At 59.9% G+C, this 20,842-nt stretch carries 21 protein-coding genes; 12 read left to right on the top strand and 9 right to left on the bottom strand.

What is annotated here, in order from left to right; translation table 11 throughout:
- Nucleotides 1-79: 79 nt before the first annotated feature.
- From EK369_RS16225 to EK369_RS16205, 5 genes are all read left to right on the top strand, one after another.
- On the top strand, nt 80-1,102 hold the full coding sequence (locus EK369_RS16225) for a branched-chain amino acid ABC transporter permease (RefSeq protein ID WP_127115312.1): 1,023 nt from the start codon (nt 80-82) through the stop codon (nt 1,100-1,102).
- Between the two features lie 4 nt (nt 1,103-1,106).
- Nucleotides 1,107-2,315: a branched-chain amino acid ABC transporter permease gene (locus EK369_RS16220; RefSeq protein ID WP_127115311.1), complete on the top strand. Its 1,209-nt coding sequence runs from the start codon at nt 1,107-1,109 to the stop codon at nt 2,313-2,315.
- Between the two features lie 3 nt (nt 2,316-2,318).
- Entirely contained in the window at nt 2,319-3,074 is a 756-nt protein-coding gene (locus EK369_RS16215; protein WP_127115310.1) for an ABC transporter ATP-binding protein, read from the top strand.
- A 12-nt stretch (nt 3,075-3,086) separates the two neighbouring features.
- Nucleotides 3,087-3,842: an ABC transporter ATP-binding protein gene (locus EK369_RS16210; protein WP_127115309.1), complete on the top strand. Its 756-nt coding sequence runs from the start codon at nt 3,087-3,089 to the stop codon at nt 3,840-3,842.
- Between the two features lie 154 nt (nt 3,843-3,996).
- Nucleotides 3,997-4,905, top strand: a complete 909-nt coding sequence (locus tag EK369_RS16205) for a DMT family transporter (protein ID WP_127115308.1) — start codon at nt 3,997-3,999, stop codon at nt 4,903-4,905.
- On the opposite strand, the gene EK369_RS16200 is transcribed toward EK369_RS16205, so the two are convergent.
- A complete protein-coding gene (locus tag EK369_RS16200) occupies nt 4,832-5,539 on the bottom strand; it encodes a thiamine diphosphokinase (protein WP_306461219.1) in 708 nt (235 codons plus the stop codon). The two genes, EK369_RS16205 and EK369_RS16200, sit on opposite strands and share 74 nt — an antisense overlap.
- Before the next feature lie 143 nt (nt 5,540-5,682).
- Here EK369_RS16200 and EK369_RS16195 point away from each other — a divergent pair, with 143 nt between their 5' ends.
- Nucleotides 5,683-7,704 carry a prolipoprotein diacylglyceryl transferase gene (locus EK369_RS16195; protein ID WP_127115306.1) on the top strand — a complete coding sequence of 674 codons (2,022 nt, stop codon included), beginning with the start codon at nt 5,683-5,685 and terminating at the stop codon, nt 7,702-7,704.
- Nucleotides 7,705-7,769: 65 nt separating this feature from the next.
- On the opposite strand, the gene EK369_RS16190 is transcribed toward EK369_RS16195, so the two are convergent.
- From EK369_RS16190 to EK369_RS16175, 4 genes are read right to left on the bottom strand one after another with little or no spacing between them, the layout of a single operon-like run.
- Complete coding sequence (locus EK369_RS16190; RefSeq protein WP_127115305.1) at nt 7,770-8,243, bottom strand: DUF2269 family protein; 474 nt, start codon at nt 8,241-8,243, stop codon at nt 7,770-7,772.
- A complete protein-coding gene (locus EK369_RS16185) occupies nt 8,240-9,523 on the bottom strand; it encodes an SDR family oxidoreductase (protein ID WP_127115304.1) in 1,284 nt (427 codons plus the stop codon). The genes EK369_RS16190 and EK369_RS16185 overlap by 4 nt, the downstream gene beginning before the upstream one ends.
- Before the next feature lie 56 nt (nt 9,524-9,579).
- Nucleotides 9,580-9,819: a DUF2842 domain-containing protein gene (locus tag EK369_RS16180; protein WP_127115303.1), complete on the bottom strand. Its 240-nt coding sequence runs from the start codon at nt 9,817-9,819 to the stop codon at nt 9,580-9,582.
- 11 nt (nt 9,820-9,830) lie between these two features.
- The gene (locus EK369_RS16175) at nt 9,831-11,126 is read right to left on the bottom strand and encodes an adenylosuccinate synthase (protein WP_127115302.1); all 1,296 of its coding nucleotides are present in this window, start codon (nt 11,124-11,126) and stop codon (nt 9,831-9,833) included.
- A 136-nt stretch (nt 11,127-11,262) separates the two neighbouring features.
- Here EK369_RS16175 and EK369_RS16170 point away from each other — a divergent pair, with 136 nt between their 5' ends.
- Nucleotides 11,263-11,658, top strand: a complete 396-nt coding sequence (locus EK369_RS16170; protein ID WP_127115301.1) for a DUF6524 family protein — start codon at nt 11,263-11,265, stop codon at nt 11,656-11,658.
- Between the two features lie 307 nt (nt 11,659-11,965).
- Here EK369_RS16170 and EK369_RS16165 read toward each other — a convergent pair whose 3' ends face one another.
- From EK369_RS16165 to EK369_RS16150, 4 genes are all read right to left on the bottom strand, one after another.
- The gene (locus EK369_RS16165) at nt 11,966-12,277 is read right to left on the bottom strand and encodes a nitrile hydratase accessory protein (RefSeq protein WP_127115300.1); all 312 of its coding nucleotides are present in this window, start codon (nt 12,275-12,277) and stop codon (nt 11,966-11,968) included.
- Complete coding sequence (gene nthB, locus EK369_RS16160; RefSeq protein WP_127115299.1) at nt 12,274-12,948, bottom strand: nitrile hydratase subunit beta; 675 nt, start codon at nt 12,946-12,948, stop codon at nt 12,274-12,276. The genes EK369_RS16165 and nthB overlap by 4 nt, the downstream gene beginning before the upstream one ends.
- The gene (nthA, locus tag EK369_RS16155) at nt 12,945-13,562 is read right to left on the bottom strand and encodes a nitrile hydratase subunit alpha (protein ID WP_127115298.1); all 618 of its coding nucleotides are present in this window, start codon (nt 13,560-13,562) and stop codon (nt 12,945-12,947) included. Before nthA ends, nthB begins: the two co-directional genes overlap by 4 nt.
- Before the next feature lie 96 nt (nt 13,563-13,658).
- Entirely contained in the window at nt 13,659-14,444 is a 786-nt protein-coding gene (locus EK369_RS16150) for a formate/nitrite transporter family protein (RefSeq protein WP_127115297.1), read from the bottom strand.
- Between the two features lie 187 nt (nt 14,445-14,631).
- On the opposite strand from EK369_RS16150, the gene EK369_RS16145 reads away from it, so the two are divergent.
- The 5 genes from EK369_RS16145 (at nt 14,632) to pyrG (ending at nt 20,822) form a co-directional block, all read left to right on the top strand.
- Nucleotides 14,632-15,552 carry a LysR substrate-binding domain-containing protein gene (locus EK369_RS16145; RefSeq protein ID WP_127115296.1) on the top strand — a complete coding sequence of 307 codons (921 nt, stop codon included), beginning with the start codon at nt 14,632-14,634 and terminating at the stop codon, nt 15,550-15,552.
- 130 nt (nt 15,553-15,682) lie between these two features.
- Complete coding sequence (locus EK369_RS16140) at nt 15,683-17,248, top strand: sulfatase (protein ID WP_127115295.1); 1,566 nt, start codon at nt 15,683-15,685, stop codon at nt 17,246-17,248.
- Between the two features lie 181 nt (nt 17,249-17,429).
- Nucleotides 17,430-18,434, top strand: a complete 1,005-nt coding sequence (locus EK369_RS16135; protein ID WP_127115294.1) for a lipase family protein — start codon at nt 17,430-17,432, stop codon at nt 18,432-18,434.
- A gap of 178 nt (nt 18,435-18,612) precedes the next feature.
- Nucleotides 18,613-18,963, top strand: coding sequence for a preprotein translocase subunit SecG (secG, locus tag EK369_RS16130; protein WP_127115293.1), 351 nt, complete (start codon nt 18,613-18,615; stop codon nt 18,961-18,963).
- A 215-nt stretch (nt 18,964-19,178) separates the two neighbouring features.
- Nucleotides 19,179-20,822 (top strand): CTP synthase, encoded by a 1,644-nt coding sequence (pyrG, locus tag EK369_RS16125; RefSeq protein WP_127115292.1) that lies wholly within the window; start codon nt 19,179-19,181, stop codon nt 20,820-20,822.
- Nucleotides 20,823-20,842: the final 20 nt, after the last annotated feature.

The following is a 20,842-nucleotide window of genomic DNA, read 5'->3' as shown; positions in this document are numbered from 1 at the left end:
CGCGCCCCGGCGCGGTCGGCAATGCGAATGTCGAGGGAGATATCCCCGACCGCGCCTCTAAACGTCACAGGTGGGAAATATGGACGCGATCCTCCTTCAGATTCTGAACGGGCTCGACAAGGGCTCCGCCTATGCGCTGATTGCGCTTGGGCTCACACTCATTTTCGGCACGCTGGGGGTTGTGAACTTTGCCCACGGCGCGCTGTTCATGATCGGTGCATTCTGCGCTGTTACCCTTCAACGCTTTCTGAGCCTGAGCTTTGAGACAATCAGCGAAACCGAAAAAGACTTTCTCGGCAACCCGCTGAAGGTTGAAACACCCTATGTCGAAAGTTGGTTTGGCACCGAGGTGGGGTCCTCGATCATCGATTGGTCTGTGCCGCTGTCGATCCTGCTGGCGATCCCAATCATGATGCTTGTTGGCCTGATCATGGAGCGCGGGCTGATCAAGCACTTTTACAAGCGCGAACATGCAGACCAGATCCTCGTGACCTTTGGCCTGGCCATCGTGCTTCAGGAAATCGTCAAGTACTACTTCGGCGCAAACCCGATCCAGACCCCGGCCCCCGATGCGCTTTCGGGTGTGGCTAATCTGGGTGCGTGGTTTGGCTTTGAGCTGGCCTATCCTGTCTGGCGGATCGTCTATTTCTGCTTTGCCGCTCTCGTCATATTTGGCGTGTTTGCCTTCTTGCAATTCACCACTTTCGGTATGGTGGTTCGGGCCGGCATGGCCGATCGCGAGACCGTGGGCCTTCTCGGCATCAACATCGACCGCCGCTTTACCATCATGTTTGCCATCGCCGCCGCAGTGGCGGGACTGGCGGGCGTGATGTACGCACCGATTAACCCACCCAACTACCATATGGGCATGGACTTCCTTGTCTTGAGCTTCGTGGTTGTTGTGGTTGGCGGCATGGGCTCTCTGCCCGGCGCCGTTCTGGCAGGGTTCATGCTGGGCATTCTGGAAAGTTTCGCCTCGACCACCTGGGCGACCACCACGATCCCCGGCATCAACCAGATCATCATTTACCTTGTCGCCATCATCGTGCTTCTCACCCGTCCACGCGGGCTGATGGGTCGCAAAGGCGTGATGGAGGAATAAGACTATGCTTGGACTAAACAAGAAAGACACGACTCTTCTTATCGCAGTTGCGGTGCTGACCATGTTTGCACCCTTCTTCCTCAACCCCTTTCCGAGCGACAGCGCCATGGCGCAGTTCAACGCAGGCTATCCCGACCTGATGCAGCGCTTCGTGATCTTCGGGATCTTCGCCATCGGGTTCAACATCCTGTTTGGCCTGACCGGATACCTGTCCTTCGGTCACGCAGCCTTTCTGGGTGTCGGCTCTTACGCAGCAGTGTGGATCTTTAAGCTCTTCACTTACAACGTAGTGCCCGCCATCATCCTGGCCGTGATCGTTGCAGCGGTGTTTTCGGTGCTGATGGGCTATGTGTCCTTGCGGCGCTCAGGGATCTACTTTTCGATCCTGACGCTGGCATTTGCCCAGATGATGTTCGCGCTGGCCTACTCTGTTCTGTCGAACCCCAAGTTCAACCTGACCAACGGTGAAACCGGCCTGCAGGTCTATCCTAATGACCCGCAAATGTTCCACCCCGACAGCATGCAGGATTTCCCACATCTGTTCGGACTATACATGAACAGCACCTACACCATGAACGTCGGCCCCTGGGCGTTTGACTTTAACACAGGCTACTATCTCTGTGCAGTCGTGCTATTGGCGGTGTTCTATCTGGCCATCCGCATCTTCCGCTCGCCCTTTGGCATGATGCTGCGCGCGATCAAATCAAACCAGACCCGTCTGAACTATACCGGTCTGAACCCGCGCCCCTACACGCTGGCTGCCTTTGTGATCTCGGGTGCCTATGCCGGTCTGGCCGGTGGCCTGATGGCTGCGATGGACCCGCTGGCAGGTGCCGAGCGCATGCAGTGGACCGCCTCGGGCGAGGTTGTTCTGATGACCATCCTTGGCGGTACCGGCACCCTGATCGGTCCGGTTCTGGGCGCAGGTTTCATCAAGTACTTCGAGAACATCTTCTCGAAGATCAACGATGCCGTGCTTCATCAGTGGTTCGCCTTCCTGCCTGATGGCCTCGAAGACTTCGTGGTCTTCCTCATCCACCCCTTTGTCGGCAAAGGCTGGCACCTTACTCTGGGTATCCTGTTCATGCTGGTCGTGATCTTCCTGCCCGGTGGTCTGGTCGAAGGCGGACAGCGCATTGGCAAGTGGATCAAATCCCGCGGCAAGTCGAAAGACACCGGCCCCAAAACCGAACCTGCTGAATTAGGAGAGTGACTGATGGGTATTCTTGAAGTCAAAGACGTTGGCAAACGGTTCGGTGGCCTGCAAGCCCTGGGCGATGTCAACCTGAGCGTTAAGGAAAACAGCGTTCACGCCATCATCGGTCCCAACGGGGCCGGCAAATCCACCCTGCTCAACTGTCTCGTGGGCAAGCTGATCCCCGACACCGGCAGCGTCATGTTCGACGGCCAGTCGGTACTGGGGCGCACGCCTTACGAGATCAACCAGATGGGCATCTCCCGTGTGTTCCAGACCCCAGAGATCTTTGGCGATCTCTCGGTGATGGAAAACATGATGATCCCCTGCTTTGCCAAGCGCGACGGGTCATTCCGCATGCACGCGATCGAGAACATGATGTCGGAAAAGGACATCGTGGAAAAAGCCGAAGCCATGCTGGTCGACATGAATATGGCCGACAAGCGTGACATGCACGCGGCCTCGATGTCTCGTGGCGACAAACGTCGCCTCGAGATCGGAATGTGTCTCGCGCAGGAACCGCGTCTCTTGCTGCTCGACGAACCGACCGCAGGCATGGCGCGCGCCGACACCAACAACACCATCGACCTGCTGAAACAGATCAGCGATGAGCGCGACATCACCATCGCCATCATCGAACACGACATGCATGTGGTGTTCAGCCTTGCGCAGCGCATCACCGTGCTGGCCCAGGGCACCCCACTGGTCGAGGACGATCCGGAAAACATCAAGGGCCATCCCAAGGTGCGCGAAGCGTACCTGGGTGAATCGGCGTAAAGGAGAAATCAGATGAACGTGAAACCCGACTTCTCCAAAGGTCACAGCCACGCGGAAACCGCACCCGCCTTCCTCTCCGTCTGGAACATGGAAAGCTACTACGGCGAAAGCTACATCGTGCAAAACATCTCGTTCAACGTGCACGAAGGTGAAATTCTCGCTCTTCTGGGCCGGAACGGCGCAGGCAAAACCTCGACCCTGCGCTCGATTGCCCGCATGGACAGCCCGCAGGTGACACATGGCGAGATCTGGCTGGATCACAAGCCGTTGCACATGATGAAAAGCTACGAAGCCGCAGCCGTCGGCATCGGTCTGGTCCCGGAAGATCGCTGTATCATTCCCGGCCTGACCGTAGAAGAGAACATCCAACTGGCCCAGATTGCCCCGCCGATCGGCTGGTCGCTCGAACGCCTGTATGAACTCTTCCCACGCCTCGGTGAACGCCGCAAGCAAGAGGGCGTGACCCTCTCCGGCGGCGAACAACAGATGCTCGCCATTGCGCGCGCCCTGTCGCGCGACATCAAGGTGCTCTTGCTGGATGAACCCTATGAGGGCCTAGCACCGGTGATTGTCGACGAGATCGAACGGACTCTGCGCCTCATCAAGGAACAGGGCATGACCACGATCATTGTGGAACAAAACGCTGTCCGGGCGTTGGAGCTGGCTGACCGTGCCGTCATCCTCGACACTGGCGGTATCGTCTTTGACGGTTCAGCCAACGAAGTTCTGTCAAACGAAGAACTGCGCGCAGAGTACCTCGCGATCTGAGCCACGTTTTCCCCGATGCTCGGTGCATTCCTTTGCGCCGGGCTCACTCCCTGTCGGGCCGGTCTTTGCACCGGCCCGTTTTTTTTACACTTACGTAAGGGAATACACGCATAAGGCGATTGCACCCGAATGCGATCCAGCCTAGCCTGCCCGCATGGCTCAGGATCGCCCTCTTCTCGGTATCATGCTCATGTTGTGCTTCTGCATTCTTGCCCCTTTGGGAGATGCGGTCGCAAAAATACTTGGGCAATCGGTCCCCTTGGGCCAACTCCTGCTCGTTCGCTTTGGCGTTCAGGCTCTTATTCTGTTTCCGGTCGTCTTTCTGACAGCACGTCCCTGGATGATGCGTGGCCGTATCCTGCGCCTGACCGTGCTGCGCACCCTTTTGCATATCATCGGTATCGGAGCCATGTTCACCGCCCTGCGGTACCTGCCGCTCGCCGATGCCGTGGCCATCGCCTTTGTCATGCCGTTCCTGATGCTCTTGCTGGGCAAGATGGTTCTGGGTGAAGAGGTCGGCAGCCGCCGCATCATGGCTTGTGTGGTGGGGTTCATCGGAACATTGCTGGTCATCAAGCCCAGCTTTGCCGAAGTCGGCCTGCCTGCCCTGCTTCCACTGGTTGTTGCCGTGGTGTTTTCACTGTTCATGCTGATTACGCGACAGATCGCCAAAGAAACCGATCCAATCAGCCTTCAGGCTGTGAGTGGTACGATGGCGTCGGTTTTTATCCTGCCGCTCCTGGTATTGGGCGACACGATGGGATTGCCTGAGCTGCAATTGGTGGGCGTGAATACCTCTACTGCGAGCTTGCTGTTGTTTATTGGCGTTCTCGGCACGTTCGCCCACCTGTTGATGACATGGTCTTTACGCTATGCGCCCTCGGCCACTCTGGCACCGATGCAGTATCTGGAAATCCCTTTTGCGACCCTGATTGGCTGGGTTCTGTTTTCCGATCTTCCCGATGGCCTCGCGGCAGTGGGGATCTGCATCACGATTGCTGCGGGTCTCTATATTGTTCTGCGCGAGCGAACCATGAGCCGCGCTGTTCCAGAAGTGCCTTAACCAACATAGACAGGGCCACGCGCGGCAGGATCAGCAATAGCCCCGGCGCGTCGATTTCCAGAGTGACAGGTCCCTTGGCGGCATTAGAGGTTCCGATGGCTCCGTCCGGGGCAAACTGCACGCCCTCGATGGGCCACGCCAACCCATCTGATCGGCCGGTGACGGGCGCCAGAGGAAACAGGGACACCCGCGTTTCGGCCTCTAGCGGCAGGTACAGCTTGCGGGGGCACAGACAAACCACATCATCACTGCCCACAAGTATACAGCGTCGATCTGCATGTCTCAGCAAGGCATTGTAGCAGGCCAATTCGTGATCGATCCGCCGTCCGGCAAAGCCCACCCCCAACACAAGTGGCGCGTCAATGTTACGAAGCGCCTTGTCAAAGTCGGTGCTGTCCTGCTCGTCGATCCGGTGCAGGGCCTCTGGGGGCACACCCCGGTCTTCGACATCATGACCAGAGTCCATATCGCCAATGACGGCCTCGGGCATCACGCCGAAATCCAAGGCTTGCAGCGCACCGCCATCGGCCGCGACCAACCTTGGTGCCAGGGTCAGGCAGTCTGTCAAATCGCTCTCTCGAACCAGTCCTCCGCCAATCAGCGTGATTGGTTCCAAATCGTGAACAATAGCCACCAACACCCCCTGTTTTCGGCCCAAAAGGGTTTTTCGCCACATTCTGGACACTAAATGATACGCTGACTTTCACAGAATCGGTCAGCTTTTGTCTTGCCTCCCGTGGTAAACACTCCGTTGAGTAGTGCAAAGGACCCGCGATAATGGTTACGAATAATAAGGTTTTGACAGTCTCTTACGGGACGTTCTCCTGCACCCTTGAGGGATTCGACGACTCGTTCGACACAATGAAAGCCATCGCAGAATACTTCCGCGATCTGGCAGCCGACGACCGTTACTTCGGGGCCGAACCCCCGACCCCGGATGCAGAAATGCTGGCACGTATCGCTGAACGCGAGATTGAGCGCCGGGTCCAGGCACGCACCGAGCATGGCGCCATTGTGCTGAGCGCAGGCGATGCCACCCCGGAAAACGCACCGGTTCAGGAAGACGCGCAGCCCGAGGTCGCCGAAGAGGCGCAGCCCGCCCCTCTTGAGCAGGATGCTCTCGAAGAGGATGCAGAGGAGGTTTCCGAAGAAGCCCCCGAGGTCGATGCCGAACCGGAAGTCGTTGATGTCACCGCGTCCGTTCTTCAAGCCGTGGCCACCGACGAAGAGGCCATTGATGAGGCCGAAGAGCCTCACGTGGAAGAAGAGTCCCACGTGGAAGAAACTACCGAGGCAGACAGCGACGACGAGACCGAGATCGTCGCCCTGACCGAGGTCGAAGCCACCGAGGACACCCCTTCTGAACAGGTCGACGACGAAATCGAAGATGCCGAGATCATGGAGACCGAGGTTGTCGAAGTGGCTGAAGAAGAAGACGCTTCGCCAGACGAGGACTCTCCGGACGACACCATGATCGCCGATATTCTTGAGGCATCGGAAGAAGACGCAGCAGAAGACAACGAAAGCGCAGAAGCGGAATTTGTTGAGCCTGAGCCGGCGCAAGAACCGCCTGCCGACAGTATTGCCGCCAAACTGCAGCGCATCCGTGCCGTGGTCTCCAAATCGCGCGCCGAGCCCGATGCCGACGATTTCTCCGAAGACGAACACGCCGAGCCGCTGTTGGCCGAAGCGCCGAAAGACGTCGAACCTGTGTTGACGCTGGACGGTGACATGGCCGCCGCAGCAGCAGCAATGGATGCAGAAGTTTCGGAAGAGGACGTTCAGGAAGAGGCCGCGGAAACCACCGCGATTCAGCCTGTGCGCGCCCGTGTCATCCGCATGAAGAAGACTGATCTCGAGGCTGCCGTGGATACCGGTCTGCTCGAAGCAGAAGTGATTGAAGACGATGGCGAAGACGCCCGCACAAGCAGCCTCAGCGCCGAAGAAGAAGCTGACCTCCTGGCTGAACTTGCCCAGGTCGAAGCAGAACTCAACGGCGATATGGATGATGACGAGCCGGTTGAAGCCATCGGCGCAGACATGGACTCAGACTTGGACGATGTGCCCCAGCGCTCAGAGCGTGGACGCCATCTGATCGATGCCTCGGGCCAGAGTGACTCGGACGTCGCGCGCCTGCTGCAGGAAACTGACAGCCAGATGGAAGAGCCTGATGGCTCACGCCGCCGCCAGGCGATTGCCCATCTGCGCGCGGCCGTTGCCGCAACCAAGGCCGAGCAAAAGGCTGCCAAGGAGTCCGATAAGCCCAAGGATGTGACCGAGGCCTATCGCGATGATCTTGCAAGCGTCATGCGCCCGTCGGCCTCGGACGCCCCCAAGAAGGCATCAGCCCAACCACCGTTGAAATTGGTGGCCGAACAGCGTGTGGACGACGCCGAAGAAGCCCAGGCAGAAGAGATGCCAGAAGAGACACCGCGCGCCCCTGTTCGTCCGCGCCGTGTCTCGGCTGCCGACCGGAATGAGCGCGCGGAAGCCGCCCCGGTCGGCCAGGATATCGGCAGCTTTGCCGAGTTCGCCGAAACCGTTGGTGCCCATGATTTGACAGAGATCCTGGAAGCAGCTGCGGCCTACCTCACCTTTGTTGAGAAACTCGATGTTTTCTCGCGTCCCATGATCGTTCGGATGGCGCAAGGGATGGGCGATGGCGATTTCAGCCGCGAAGACAGCCTGCGTGGATTTGGCCAGCTGTTGCGTGAGAACAAAATCACCAAGGTCTCGGGCGGCCGCTTTACGGCCTCGGATGAAATCAGCTTCCGCCCCCAGGATCGCGCTTTCGGCTAAGCGCATAAACCATCACAAGACAGAAATGGGGTCGCCACACGGCCCCATTTTCTTTTTGCTATTGCTCACAGTGTTGGGCGGGTCAGCATCAGCCATAAGATGCCGAGAACCGCAGCAAAGGCGGGAAATCCAAAGGCAAACCAGATGCGATAGAGCTGATGATAGGCATCGGGCAGGACAGTGTCCGCATCACGCGATTGCCGCGCCATATCCCGCAATCGGATTTGTATCCACACCACCGGCAGCCAGAACACCCCGACAACGATGTAAAGACCAATCGCCCAAAAGACCCAGCCTTCCAACAGCGGCCAGCCAGCCTCGCGTGCCAAGAGCCAGCCGGTGAGGGGCTGAAAAACCGCCGCCGTGGCCGTAAACAGGCCGTCTGCGATCACGACGGTTCCCGCAACATGTGCGATGACCGCCGGATCCTGGCTGCGCTGTGCCACAACCATGAAAAACGCGATTCCGGCGCCGGTGCCCAAGAGCACACAAGCCCCGATCACATGCGCAAACCGCAGGATGTCCCAATACTCAATCATCGTTTTTCAAGAAACATCAAAGGGATAAGTGCGGCAAGCATCGATGGCAAAACCTTGACCATCGGCCCCAGCGGGTCAAGCCACAGGTCCGGCGCAAACAGCAGGCTCCCCACCAAATACGCAAAGGACACCAACAGCATTCCCGCAGCCGCCGCGCGTGCCCATCGCCGCCATAGGATGGCAGCGCCAAGACCAATGTCGAGAAAACTGCCGCCCAAAACAGCGACACGCGCGAATGACTCTGTCTGCCCCCGCGACACCAAGACCTCTATCGCGGCGCTGGTCTGCATCACCCCCACCAGCCCGGAGAGTAGCCAAAAGACGCTCAGCACCAGAATAGTGAGCGGCAGCAAAAGATACATGCGGGCGAACCACCGTTCCTGCGTATGTGCCGGCAGGCTGGACAGCGTTTCCTCCAAAGATGACAAGCGCTTACCAGAAATCTTTTGCCAGTTCGACACGTCGGCATGAATACCGGCCTGCATCACGCGCAATGACGTTGAACGCAAGGGAGAGCGCCACCCAAGCCACCCTGCTACGTCTGCAAAACCCGCCAGAAGCCTCAAGAGAGGCCCGGGCATGGGCGCTGCCATTCGTTGCGCGGTGAACCCCTGCCAGCGGCGAACCTGCTCGGAGAGCTCTGCGAACTCATGGGGCGTATCCTCTGCAAGCTCTGCCACCAGACCGGACGGCACATCCCCGCGGGCACAGGCCACAACAGCCCCGACCACATCCGCCAACGAGACGGTCTGTATCGTCGCCGCATCAAACAAACGCCAGGATATGCCGGGAAACCCGGCGTGCGCCCGCAGCAACGCGGTGCCGCCATAGGCCTCTGGCCCGATCACCAGGCCCGGACGCAGGACAACCCAGTTGTCATGGCCCTGCATGAGGGTGTTGTCCCCAAGGGCCTTGGTGCGGAAAAAATGCGTGTCGGCCTGTGCGTCGACCCCGGCCGCGCTGATTTGCACCACGCGTGCGGGCGATCCCTGCAGCGCGCGCACCATACGCTCCACGGCATGTACATGGACCCGCTCAAGTGAATCCCGCGCCCCGTCCTGTAGCGCCCCGGCGGCATTTACAACAACATCGGCGTGACGCATGAGGGTCTGCCATTCGGCATCGGAAAGCTTTGAAATATCAGCGGAAATCCATTCTCCGCCCCACCCCAGAGGGCGCGAACGGCTGAGGCTGACCACATCGAACCCTTCGGCCTCAAGCGCCCGCGCGCAGGCCATGCCGATAAAACCCGATCCGCCCAGAACAACGGCTTTGGCCATGCGTTACCTCACTTTACAAAGAAAAATGGCGCGCCCAAGTGAGGCGCGCCATTTTCTCAGTCTTTGAACCGGGTCTGGTCCGGGTCATCCGGATCAGCCTGCCCGATCCCTTTGAAAATGTTCTTGAACGGCAGGATCCAAACCAGGCCAAGCCCGACATAGATCAGGAACTCAATCAGAATACCGGGGCGGTTCAGAACATTCACAAGCGTCACCGCCAGCACGATGTAAATCGGCAGGCCCAGCAACAGGATCACGAGCGCCCAGCGTCGTTTTGCTTTATATGTCAGGGCCATAGGTAGGTTCCTTAGTCCGCAAAAGGATCGGTCACAAGGATCGTATCCTCGCGTTCCGGCGACGTCGAGACCAGCGCAACAGGGCAGTCGATCAGCTCTTCCACGCGGCGCACATACTTGATCGCGTTGGCCGGCAGGTCCGCCCAGCTGCGCGCGCCTTCGGTGGATTCGCTCCACCCGTCGATCTCTTCATAGATGGGGGTGCAGCGGGCCTGTTGATCTGCGGCAGTAGGCAAATAGTCGAGGCGTTTGCCATCGAGATCATAGCCGACACAGATTTTCAGCCTGTCGAAACCGTCCAAAACATCCAGCTTTGTCAATGCGATACCGCTGACTCCGGAGGTGGCACAGGTTTGACGCAGAAGGGCCGCGTCAAACCATCCACAGCGGCGTTTGCGGCCGGTGGTGGTGCCAAACTCGTGGCCGCGTTCGCCCAGACGTTGGCCGTCGGCGTCATCCAGTTCGGTCGGGAACGGCCCTTCGCCAACACGGGTGGTATAGGCTTTGACGATGCCCAGAACAAAGTCGATCGAGTTGGGGCCGATGCCGACGCCTGTGGCCGCCTGACCTGCGATCACATTGGACGAGGTGACAAAAGGATAGGTGCCGAAATCAATATCCAAGAGCGCGCCCTGTGCCCCTTCAAACAGAATCCGTTTTCCGGATTTTCTGTTTTCGTTCAACACCTTCCAGACCGGAGCGGCAAACGGAAGGATCTGTACTGCGATCTCTTTCAACTGGGCCACAAGCGCGTCGCGATCCACGGGTTCGATGCCCAATCCCTTGCGCAGGGGGTCGTGGTGTTGCAGGGCGCGGTCAACGCGCGCTTCGAGGGTGGCGTCATCGGCGAGGTCGGCAACGCGGATCGCGCGGCGGCCAACCTTGTCTTCGTAGCAGGGACCAATGCCGCGACCGGTGGTGCCGATCTTGGTGCCCTTGGAGGCTGCGTCTTCGCGGGCGCGATCCAGCTCGCCGTGGATCGGCAGGATCAGCGGTGTGTTTTCCGCGATCATCAGGGTTTCCGGTGAGATTTCAACACCTTGCGCGCGCACGGTCGCGATCTCTTTCATCAGGTGCCAGGGGTCCAGCACCACGCCATTGCCAATAACCGACAGCTTGCCGCCCCGCACCACACCCGAAGGCAGCGCGTGCAGCTTGTAGACTTTGCCATCAACCACAAGGGTGTGACCGGCGTTATGGCCACCTTGGAATCGTGCAATGATATCAGCACGTTCGCTGAGCCAGTCCACGATTTTGCCTTTGCCTTCATCGCCCCACTGGGCGCCTACGACGACGACGTTTGCCATGACGGTTCCTTTTTGATGACGTCAAACCCGCGTCCTTGTAACGATCTTGCCTGCGACGCGAAACCGCAAATTCGCCGCAGCACTGGACAGAAGCGCGAAATTTTCGCAAACCAGTGTAAATGGGCAAGAGGGTGACATGAGTTTGTTGCTGCGGTGGGTCTTTGCTTTTATGCTTTTGGCCCTCACATATAATCCGACCCAGTGGAATTATGTCCGCTGGACAATGGATAATTACGTGGAAGAACAACCACTTGCGGTGCTTCTGGGCCTGCTGTTGGTGATTTGGTACATCATCTATCTGCGCGCCACGCTGCGCTCTATCGGCGGATTTGGCATGTTCCTTGTGCTGGCGGTGGTCGCGGCGCTGGTGTGGGTGCTTTATGATTGGGGCATGCTCAACCTGGAAAATCCTGATCTCAACACCTGGATCGCCATTCTGGCCTTGTCGATTGTTCTGGGCATTGGTCTGAGCTGGTCGATTGTGCGGCGGATGCTGTCCGGGCAGGTCGACATGGACAACGTCGACAACTGACTCTTTGACCATGTTGTACATCTTTTTGAGGGGCGACTCTCCAAGTTGTACAACATTTTTTGGCGGGTTTCTCCATGTTGTACAACATGGTCACTTTGGGAATTTTTCGAATTTGTTAACGGTTTTGCGCCGTTTTTGACGGGGTGGGGTTTCACTGCCTGCGCACGATGGCGAAGACGCCCCCGGATGTGCAGGGGAGACACAGGAAAGCGCCGACCAGGTCAGCGACGCTAAGGGGCGCTGCCCCTCTTGGCCTGCGGCCAATTCACCCCGGAGTATTTTTGGCGAAATGAAGTGCTGGCCGGCATCACGAAAGGCGCACCGGGTCCCCGTGCGGCGTCGAAAGATAGGCCTGTTTCCAGGCATCCCGCGTGGCCTCGACCGCAGCGGGAGGGGCCATGTTGTTGGCGTCGAGCAGACGCTCGAGCGTGGCGAGCCAGGCGGTGAAGTAATCATCGCCGCCATTGAGGTCACCCGACAGGCGGTGTTCAGCAAGTGTCGCGCCAAAGGCTTCGGTCCATGCGGGCCAGTCAAAGGTGCCTTGTGCGTGCAGGTGCACGGTGAGGGCAAAAAGCTGGGCGTGCCAGGGGGCTTCAAAGACGGGATCGGGGCAGCTCATGTTGTGGGCTCCAGGTAGCTTTGCCAGAGGTCGAGGACAACCTCGTCCTGTGCGCATGCCTCGTCCCCCCAGAGATCACGGGCCGGGAAAGCGACAGCATAAAGCGGCTCGGCCGCTTCGCCGAGGCCATGGGCGTTGGCGTCCGGCAGGACATGGGCGCCGTGCCGAAGGACAATCGTGCCCGACAGACCCGCGGCATAAGACGGCAGTCGGGTGTGGCCGCCGGTGACGTGGAGGTTGTGGGCCGGACGGCGGGTCCGCACCCGGTCGCCGGGGGTGAAGGTGGCGGCGGGGGCCTCGGGGCGCTGGTAGGGGCTGCCCTTGGCCAGAACACCCGCCACGGCCTCGGCACGCAGGACACGGTCTGCGAGGTCTGAGCGCCCTGCCCCGTGGCCCGATTGCAGTTCTTCGCGGGTGACGATGCCCTTGGCGACCAGCATGTCAGCAAGACCCGCCATCCATTTTTCGTAATAGGAAAACCGGGCGTAATCCTTGGGCGAGAGGGTTTCGCGGGCATGGCGGGAATAGTCGATGTTCCATTGGCCAAGCGCCCCGGCGGCGAGTGTTACCGCCAGCGCGCGGGCGTGCCAGCCTTCGACAAAGGTCGCGTCATCCTTCGGGTTGATCGCACCGTCGCCGTAGCGCCCGCCCATGTCGTGCACGCGGCTCATGTCGTCGGCTCCGTCGCCAGCGCCGTGCCGATCATGGAATTTCGGCTGACCAGCTTTTCCAGCTCGGCCACGGTCATGCCCTCGGTGCCTGCGGGGCGTTCGGGCACGACGAGGTAGCGGATTTCGGCGGTCGAGTCCCAGACGCGGACCTTTTTGTCGGCGGGCACGGTGACGCCAAACTCGGCCAGAACCGCGCGGGGTTCACGCACCACGCGGGCGCGATAGGCGTCGGATTTGTACCAACCGGGCGGGATGCCAAGAAGCGGCCATGGGTAACAGGAGCAGAGCGTACAGACGACGACGTTATGCACCTGTGGTGTGTTTTCGACGATGACCATATGCTCGCCCTGACGGCCGTAAAAGCCCATCTCGTCCAGCAAGGGCATGGGGTCGGTCAGCATGGCCTCGCGAAAGGCCGGGTCGGTCCACATTTTGGCGACCACCTTGGCGCCGTTCTGGGGGCCGATTTTATGTTCATAGGTGTCGATGATCTCATCCAGCGCGGCGGGATCAATCAGGCCTTTTTCGGTGAGAATGGTCTCGAGCGCGCGAACCCTGAGGGCAGGATCAGGCGGCAGAAGGGCGTGCGGGTGGTCGTGGGTGTCATGAGGCATGGGGGGAGATTGGCACACGTGGCGAGGATGTCCAGAGGGTTTGCGCCCTTTGGGGGTGGGGCCACCTTAGCCGTGTCCTGACGGGTGACGTGCCAGCTATGTCCTCACGCCGCCCCGATAGGCGACCCAATAGGCCAGTGCGACGCCGCCTGCCCCGCCGAGGATATTGCCCAGCGTGACCCAGATGAGATTGCTGATGGCGCCCATCGGCGCGGTATCGGCCCCGGCGAGCCAGCCCTGGGGGAAGAAATACATATTGGCGATCGAGTGTTCGAGGCCGAGGAGCACAAAGCCGGTGATCGGCCAGAGGATGGCAAAAATCTTGCCCACCACGGTGCGCGCGGCAAAGGTTAGCCAGACCGCGAGGCACACTAGGGCATTGCAAAGCGCGCCACGCACAAAGGCGTGCAGCGGCGACAGGGTGGACTTGGCCTCGGCAATCGTGGCGGCGACGGTGCCCATGGGGCCGTCCAGAAGACCCGTGAGGCCAAAGGCGATGGCAAGGCCGACGGCGCCGACGAGGTTGCCAAGATAAACCACAAGCCAACTGCGAAGAAGCAGCGGCAGCGGCAGTTTGCCGTCGACCACCGCCATGACCATGAGCGCGTTGCCGGTGAACAGCTCGGCCCCGCCGATGATGACCAGGATCAGGCCCAGCGAGAACACCAGCCCGCCCAGCAGGCGCGCCGGGCCAAGTGTGGCGTCCACCCCGGCCATGGTCATCGAGTAAGCCGCCGCGCCAAAACCGATAAAGGCCCCGGCCAGCATTGCCAGCACGAACATCTGCACCAGCGGCAGATGCGCCTTGGCCACGCCTGCGGTCTCGATCAGCGCGGCGATGTCCTTGGGTTTGTGGGCGTCAAAGTGGTTGGGCTCGGTCATGCGGGCAGGATAGCGTGATCGCGGGACGCGTTTCGAGAGGCAAGTTCTGGTTCCGGGGAAAAACTGGCGGGCTTTGCGGGTTAAACGCTTTGGCAACACACTCTGGTCGGGGTCAGGGTCCGGGGCCGAGGCGCTCTGAGGATGCATGGCGCTGGACTTGGGCGCTGGTTTCCCTGAAGAATAAGTCATGAAACGACGGTTGATTGAAACGGTGTCCCTGGATGCATTGCGGGTGTTTGAAGCCACCGGCAGGCTGATGAGCTTTTCCGCGGCGGCGCGGGACCTGTCGGTCACGCAGGCTGCGGTCAGCCGGCGCATCAAGCATCTGGAGGACATGTTGGGGTTTCAGCTATATCGCCGCAACGGGCGGCAGCTGACCCTGACGGCCAAGGGAGAGAGGCTGTTGGTCCGGGTGCAGACCGCGCTGGCGTATCTTGGGACCGAGTTGGACGAGTTGGGGGCAACCGCCCCTGAGACCTTTGTCACCCTGGCTGCACCGGCTGCCGTTTCGCACCTGTGGCTGGGGCCTGTGTTGCATCGCTTTCACGACACGTATCCAGAGGTGTCGGTCAAGCTGACCACGACGGACAATCTGAGCGAGCTTGCGCAGTCGGAGAGCGACCTTGCCATCGTGTTTTCCAAGGGGACACATCCCGAATGGCGGCTTACGCCCCTGCTGGACGAGGTGCTGATCCCCGTGGCGGCGCCCCTCTATCTAACGCGCGTCGGATTGTCTGAGGCCCCGGAGGCGTTGCGCCCTGAGGACCTGCCGGGCCTGCATTTGCTGGACTATAGCCGCTCGGGCGTCAACAGCGTCACCCTGCAGGATTGGCTCGACTGGGCCGCGCCGGGTTGCGCGCCCTTTGTGCCCCGGGTGGTGTTCTCGTCCTATGCCATGGCGGTCGAGGCGGCATTGCGGGGCGAAGGGGTAGTCCTGGGCAGTCGGGCGCTTGTCGGGGCGCATCTGGAGAAGGGATCTTTGGTTGCCTTGACGCGGCACGATCTGAAGACCGGGTTTGGGTATTATCTGGGAGAGCCGCGCCACCGATCACCGGGCCATGACGCGGACCTGTTGTCCAGCTGTCTTTTGGCCCGTTCTTTTGCATAACTTTTTGTGCAGGGAAAACCGGAGAATTTCTGGAATTTGAGAATGGCTGTGCTGCGGCTAGGCTGCTCGCGAAAATGTCCGTCGCCCACAGGGTCACGCTGGACGTCAGGCCGCCCAAGGAGAGATCAGCATGAAAGCCATTGTCGTCATGTTCGACACGTTAAGCCGCCATTTCCTGCCCTGTTATGGCAACACTTGGGTGCATGCGCCGAACTTTCAGCGGCTGGCAGATCGGGCGGTGACCTTTGACACCTCTTACGTCTGTTCGATGCCCTGCATGCCGGCGCGGCGGGACTGGCACACCGGGCGGCCGAATTTCCTGCATCGCAGCTGGGGGCCTTTGGAGCCGTTTGATGACTCGATGCCCAAGATGCTGAATGACGCGGGCGTGCACACGCATCTGACCACCGATCACAACCATTACTTTGAAGATGGCGGGCTGAACTATCACACCCACTACACCACGTGGGCTTATTGGCGTGGACAAGAGGGCGATCCGTGGATTGGCGACCTGAACGAGCCGGACATTCCAAAAGGCGCCTTTGGGAAGAACGGCATCTATTCGGAACCCGAGGTGTTTGAGGCCTATAAGAAGGCCTTTCCGGAAGAGAGTGACGCCTCAATGCAGAGGCTGCGCTATCTGACACGGCAGGACTGGGTCAATCGCGGTTTCATGAACGTGGAGGAAAACCAGCCGCAGGCGCGATGTTTCAAGGACGGGTTGCAGTTCATCGACAAGAACGCCGATCACGACAACTGGATGTTGCATATCGAAACCTTTGATCCGCACGAGCCGTTCTACACGCTGGACCGCTATAAAGAGCTCTACAAAGAGCATTACGAGGCTTACGACGGGCCGATGTTCGACTGGCCGATGTATGCGCGCACCACGGAGCATCCGGAAGAAAACAAACACCTGAGGGTGGAATATGCCGCGCTTGTCAGCATGTGCGACGAATACCTGGGTCAGGTCATGGACATGATGGACGACAAGGGGCTGTGGGAGGACACGATGCTGATCGTCTGGACCGACCACGGGTTCCTCTTGGGCGAGCATGACTGGTGGGGCAAGATGTCGATGCCCATATACCAGGAGATCGCCAATACGCCGTTTTTCATCTGGGACCCGAGAGTTGGCGCCAAGGGTGAGCGGCGGCAAGCGCTGGTGCAGCCGTCGATTGACCTCGCGCCTACCCTCTTGCGGTTCTTTGGGCAGGAGCCGACCGGGGACATGATCGGGCAGGATCTGGCGGACGTGATTGCGCGGGATGAACCGGTGCGCGATGCGGCGATCTTTGGCATGCACGGGGGGCACGTCAACGTGACGGACGGGCGCTATGTCTATATGCGTGCGCCGCAGAGCGAGGACAATCAGCCGCTTTATCAATACACGCTGATGCCGACGCATATGCGGGCATCCTTTGCGGTTGAGGACTTTGCCGAGATGACGCTGGCGCCGCCGTTTTCCTTTATGAAGGGCGCGCAGACCATGAAGATCCAGAACGTCACCTGGGTGGCGCGGGACCGGCAGTTTGACACGATGCTGTGGGACACGGCGGCGGATCCGGGTCAGGTGGCAGAGCTGGACGATCTGACGCTTGAGGCCCGGATGCAAGCGCTGATGGCGGGGCTGATGCGCGACGCCGATACGCCCGAAGAACAGTTTGAACGGTTGGGGTTGTCTCCGTCCCTGTAGGTCGGACAAAATTGTCCGACCTACGCTGCGTTGGACGAAAGATGTATTCTGCGCTAGGGTTTTGATCTGTTCACCAAAGCTCTCTGAGACCAACGCCTCTGAGGCTTGTGTTCTGGCCGTCCTGTGCCATCTGCCCGCATGATGGACCCAAGACGGCGTGACACGTCAGGGAGACGACCACATGATCGCAGACCACAAAATGGCGCGCCGGATGATGAATGCCAGCCTGTGCGCCTATCACATCCATCACCAGGAAGACCCGTCAGACGCAGGCACAGAGGTGCTGCGACAGGTCGATAACGGCGACGGCTGCATATACGACGTGGATGCCAAGGTTCAGGCCGAGGTGGGTTTCGTGGAAGGGCCGGACACCTACGTGCCCGCCTTTGTCTGTTCAGGCGAAGACCATATCAACGGCTGCCTCGTGGGGCTGACCGAAGACGGCTATGCGGTGGTTGCGGTGCGCGGCACCTTGCCACCGACACTGGGCCACCACAACGTCATGGAGTGGGTCAAGGACTGGGTCAACGACGCCCATATGCGCCCGCTGAAATGGGTGATGGGCAAGGCGCATCTGGGCCACGCGGAACGCGGATTTGCCGAGGCCGCGCAAGAGCTGTGGCCGTGGATCGAGGCGCAACTGGGTGCAATTCTGGACCGCGCGCCCAAGGGGGTTCTGATCACCGGGCACAGCAAGGGCGGCGCCATGACCTATTTGCTGGCGGCCCTTGTGCATCAGACATGGCCCGAGCTGGAGGGGAAGATCGAAGTCTACGCCTATGCCCCGGCGGTCTCGGTGGATGAGGCCTTTGCCAAAGGCTACAGGGCCTCGGGGTTGGATGCCAAAACCTATCGGTTTCAGCATGAGAACGACCTGGTGCCCTTTCTTCCGAACTGGACCAAGGCCAGCATCTGGCATGCGGTCAGCTTTAGCGGTTTCCTGCACGAGGCGGAGTGGCTGGCGCTGTCGGCCTTTGTTGGTGCCCGCACCGGGGCAGGCTATTGGGCGCCGGGGCACATGATCTTTTTTGACAGCAATTACCGCCATGTCGATGACCCGAACCCGGTTGATCGTGCCTTGGCGGCCGTCGCTGAAGCCTTGAAGGCCGGGGAGTTCAAGAAAGTCGGTGAAGCCCATAGCGCGCGAGAGAGTTATCTGCCGTGTTTTGAGCCGGTGTCAGACTAGGGACGTTCCGGGCAATTCACGCCCAAACCGGTGATTTCCAATGGCTGCGCTGTGGCTGGCGCGAAAATCGCCGCAGATATGCTGGACCAAGCGGCGCCTGCACCGCGAAACCGGCTTGCCCCCCGGAGCAAACTTGCCTACATAGCGCGCTGAACCAACCGAATGCTTGCGGGTCCTTATGGAAAACGTTGTCCTTATCATCCACCTTCTTCTTGCGCTGTCGCTGATTGGCGTCGTGCTGCTGCAACGCTCGGAAGGGGGCGGTCTGGGTATGGGCGGCGGTGGCGGCGGCGCCATCTCGGGCCGCGCGGCTGCAACCGCATTGGGCAAGGTCACCTGGATTCTCGCGATTGCGTTCATCTGCACCTCGATCGCCCTGACGATCATTGCGGCCAACAACTCGGCCGGGAGTTCGGTTCTGGACCGTCTGAGCGATCAGCCGACCGCCACCGAGACCACCGACGAGCCTGCATCGGACCTGTTGCCGCCCACGACCAGCGACACGCCGCTGGTGCCACGCGCCGACTGATCGACGCGGATCGGGCCGGTTCGGCCCTTTCACCCCACAGTTTGAGATTGCCAATCTGGCCGCAACAGCATCTTGCGGTCCGGTTGCCAAGTTGTGGCGAATCTTGTAAGACTCAAGTCCCGTGATGCTGCCGTAGATTCTGAACCGAATCACTGCGTGTGGGCACCTAAAAATGGCTGAAGAGCAGACGAAAATTCACGGGGGATCGCGAGCCGATGGCGCGGTATATTTTCATTACAGGTGGTGTTGTGTCGTCGTTGGGCAAAGGCCTTGCGTCCGCAGCTTTGGGCGCGCTCTTGCAGGCGCGCGGATACACGGTACGGCTGCGCAAGCTGGACCCCTATCTGAACGTTGATCCGGGCACGATGTCGCCCTTTGAACACGGCGAGGTGTTTGTCACCGACGATGGCGCCGAGACCGATCTGGACCTGGGCCACTACGAACGCTTTACCGGCGTTCCGGCGCGGATGACCGATTCCGTCTCATCCGGCCGCGTCTATTCCACGGTTCTGGAAAAAGAACGCCGTGGCGATTACCTTGGCAAAACCATTCAGGTCGTCCCCCACGTCACCAACGAAATCAAGGACTTTATCAACATCGGTGATGATGAGGTCGACTTTATGCTCTGCGAGATCGGCGGCACAGTTGGCGACATCGAGGGGCTGCCGTTCTTTGAAGCCATCCGCCAGTTCAGCCATGACAAGCCCCGCGGCCAGTGTATCTTTATGCACCTGACGCTGTTGCCTTATCTGGCAGCTTCAGGCGAGTTGAAGACCAAGCCAACGCAACACTCGGTCAAGGAACTGCAATCCATCGGGATCGCGCCCGACATCCTCGTCTGCCGCTCTGAGCAACCGATCCCCGAGAAAGAACGCAACAAGATCGCGCTGTTCTGTAATGTGCGCAAGGAGGCCGTTGTGGCGGCCTATGATCTGAAATCGATCTATGAAGCACCTCTGGCCTATCACCGTCAGGGGTTGGATCAGGCGGTGCTGGACGCCTTTGGCATTGCGCCTGCGCCGAAACCCGACCTGCGCACATGGGAAGACGTATCCGACCGCCTGTACAACACCGATGGCGAAGTGAATGTCGCCATTGTCGGCAAATACACGCAGCTCGAGGACGCCTATAAGTCCATCAAAGAGGCGCTGACCCACGGTGGCATGCACAACCGCGTCAAGGTCAACGTGAAATGGGTCGACGCCGAGGTGTTCGACAATGACGATGCCGCCCCCTATCTGGAAGGGTATGACGCCATCCTGGTGCCCGGCGGCTTTGGCGAACGCGGCACCGAAGGCAAGATCAAGGCGGCGCAGTTTGCCCGCGAACGCGGGGTGCCCTATCTCGGCATCTGTCTTGGCATGCAGATGGCGGTGATCGAAGCCGCGCGTAATGTCGCCGGGATCACCTCGGCGGGCTCGGAAGAGTTCGACCACGAAGCTGGTGGGAAACGCTTTGAGCCTGTGGTCTATCACCTGAAAGAATGGGTGCAGGGCAACGCCAAGGTGCAGCGCAAATCCACCGACGACAAGGGTGGCACCATGCGCCTGGGCGCCTATGATGCGGTGCTGAGCGAAGGCTCGAAAGTGGCCGGCGTCTATGGCACCACCGCCATCGATGAGCGTCACCGCCATCGCTATGAGGTCGACATGACCTATCGCGAAAAACTCGAAGCCTGCGGATTGCAGTTCTCGGGCCTCAGCCCGGACGGCCGCCTGCCCGAGATCGTCGAATGGAAAGACCACCCGTGGTTCATCGGCGTGCAGTTCCACCCGGAGCTAAAGTCGAAACCCTTTGATCCGCACCCGCTGTTCAAGGATTTTGTGCGCGCCGCAAAAGACAACTCGCGCCTGGTCTAGACGCGCCCTAGGTCACGCCC

Origin of the sequence: Shimia sediminis (assembly GCF_003990645.1) — a bacterium.
Classification (GTDB): domain Bacteria; phylum Pseudomonadota; class Alphaproteobacteria; order Rhodobacterales; family Rhodobacteraceae; genus Shimia; species Shimia sediminis.
The sequence above is the reverse complement of the archived record's forward strand: the minus strand, read 5'-3'. Positions and strand labels throughout refer to the sequence as shown.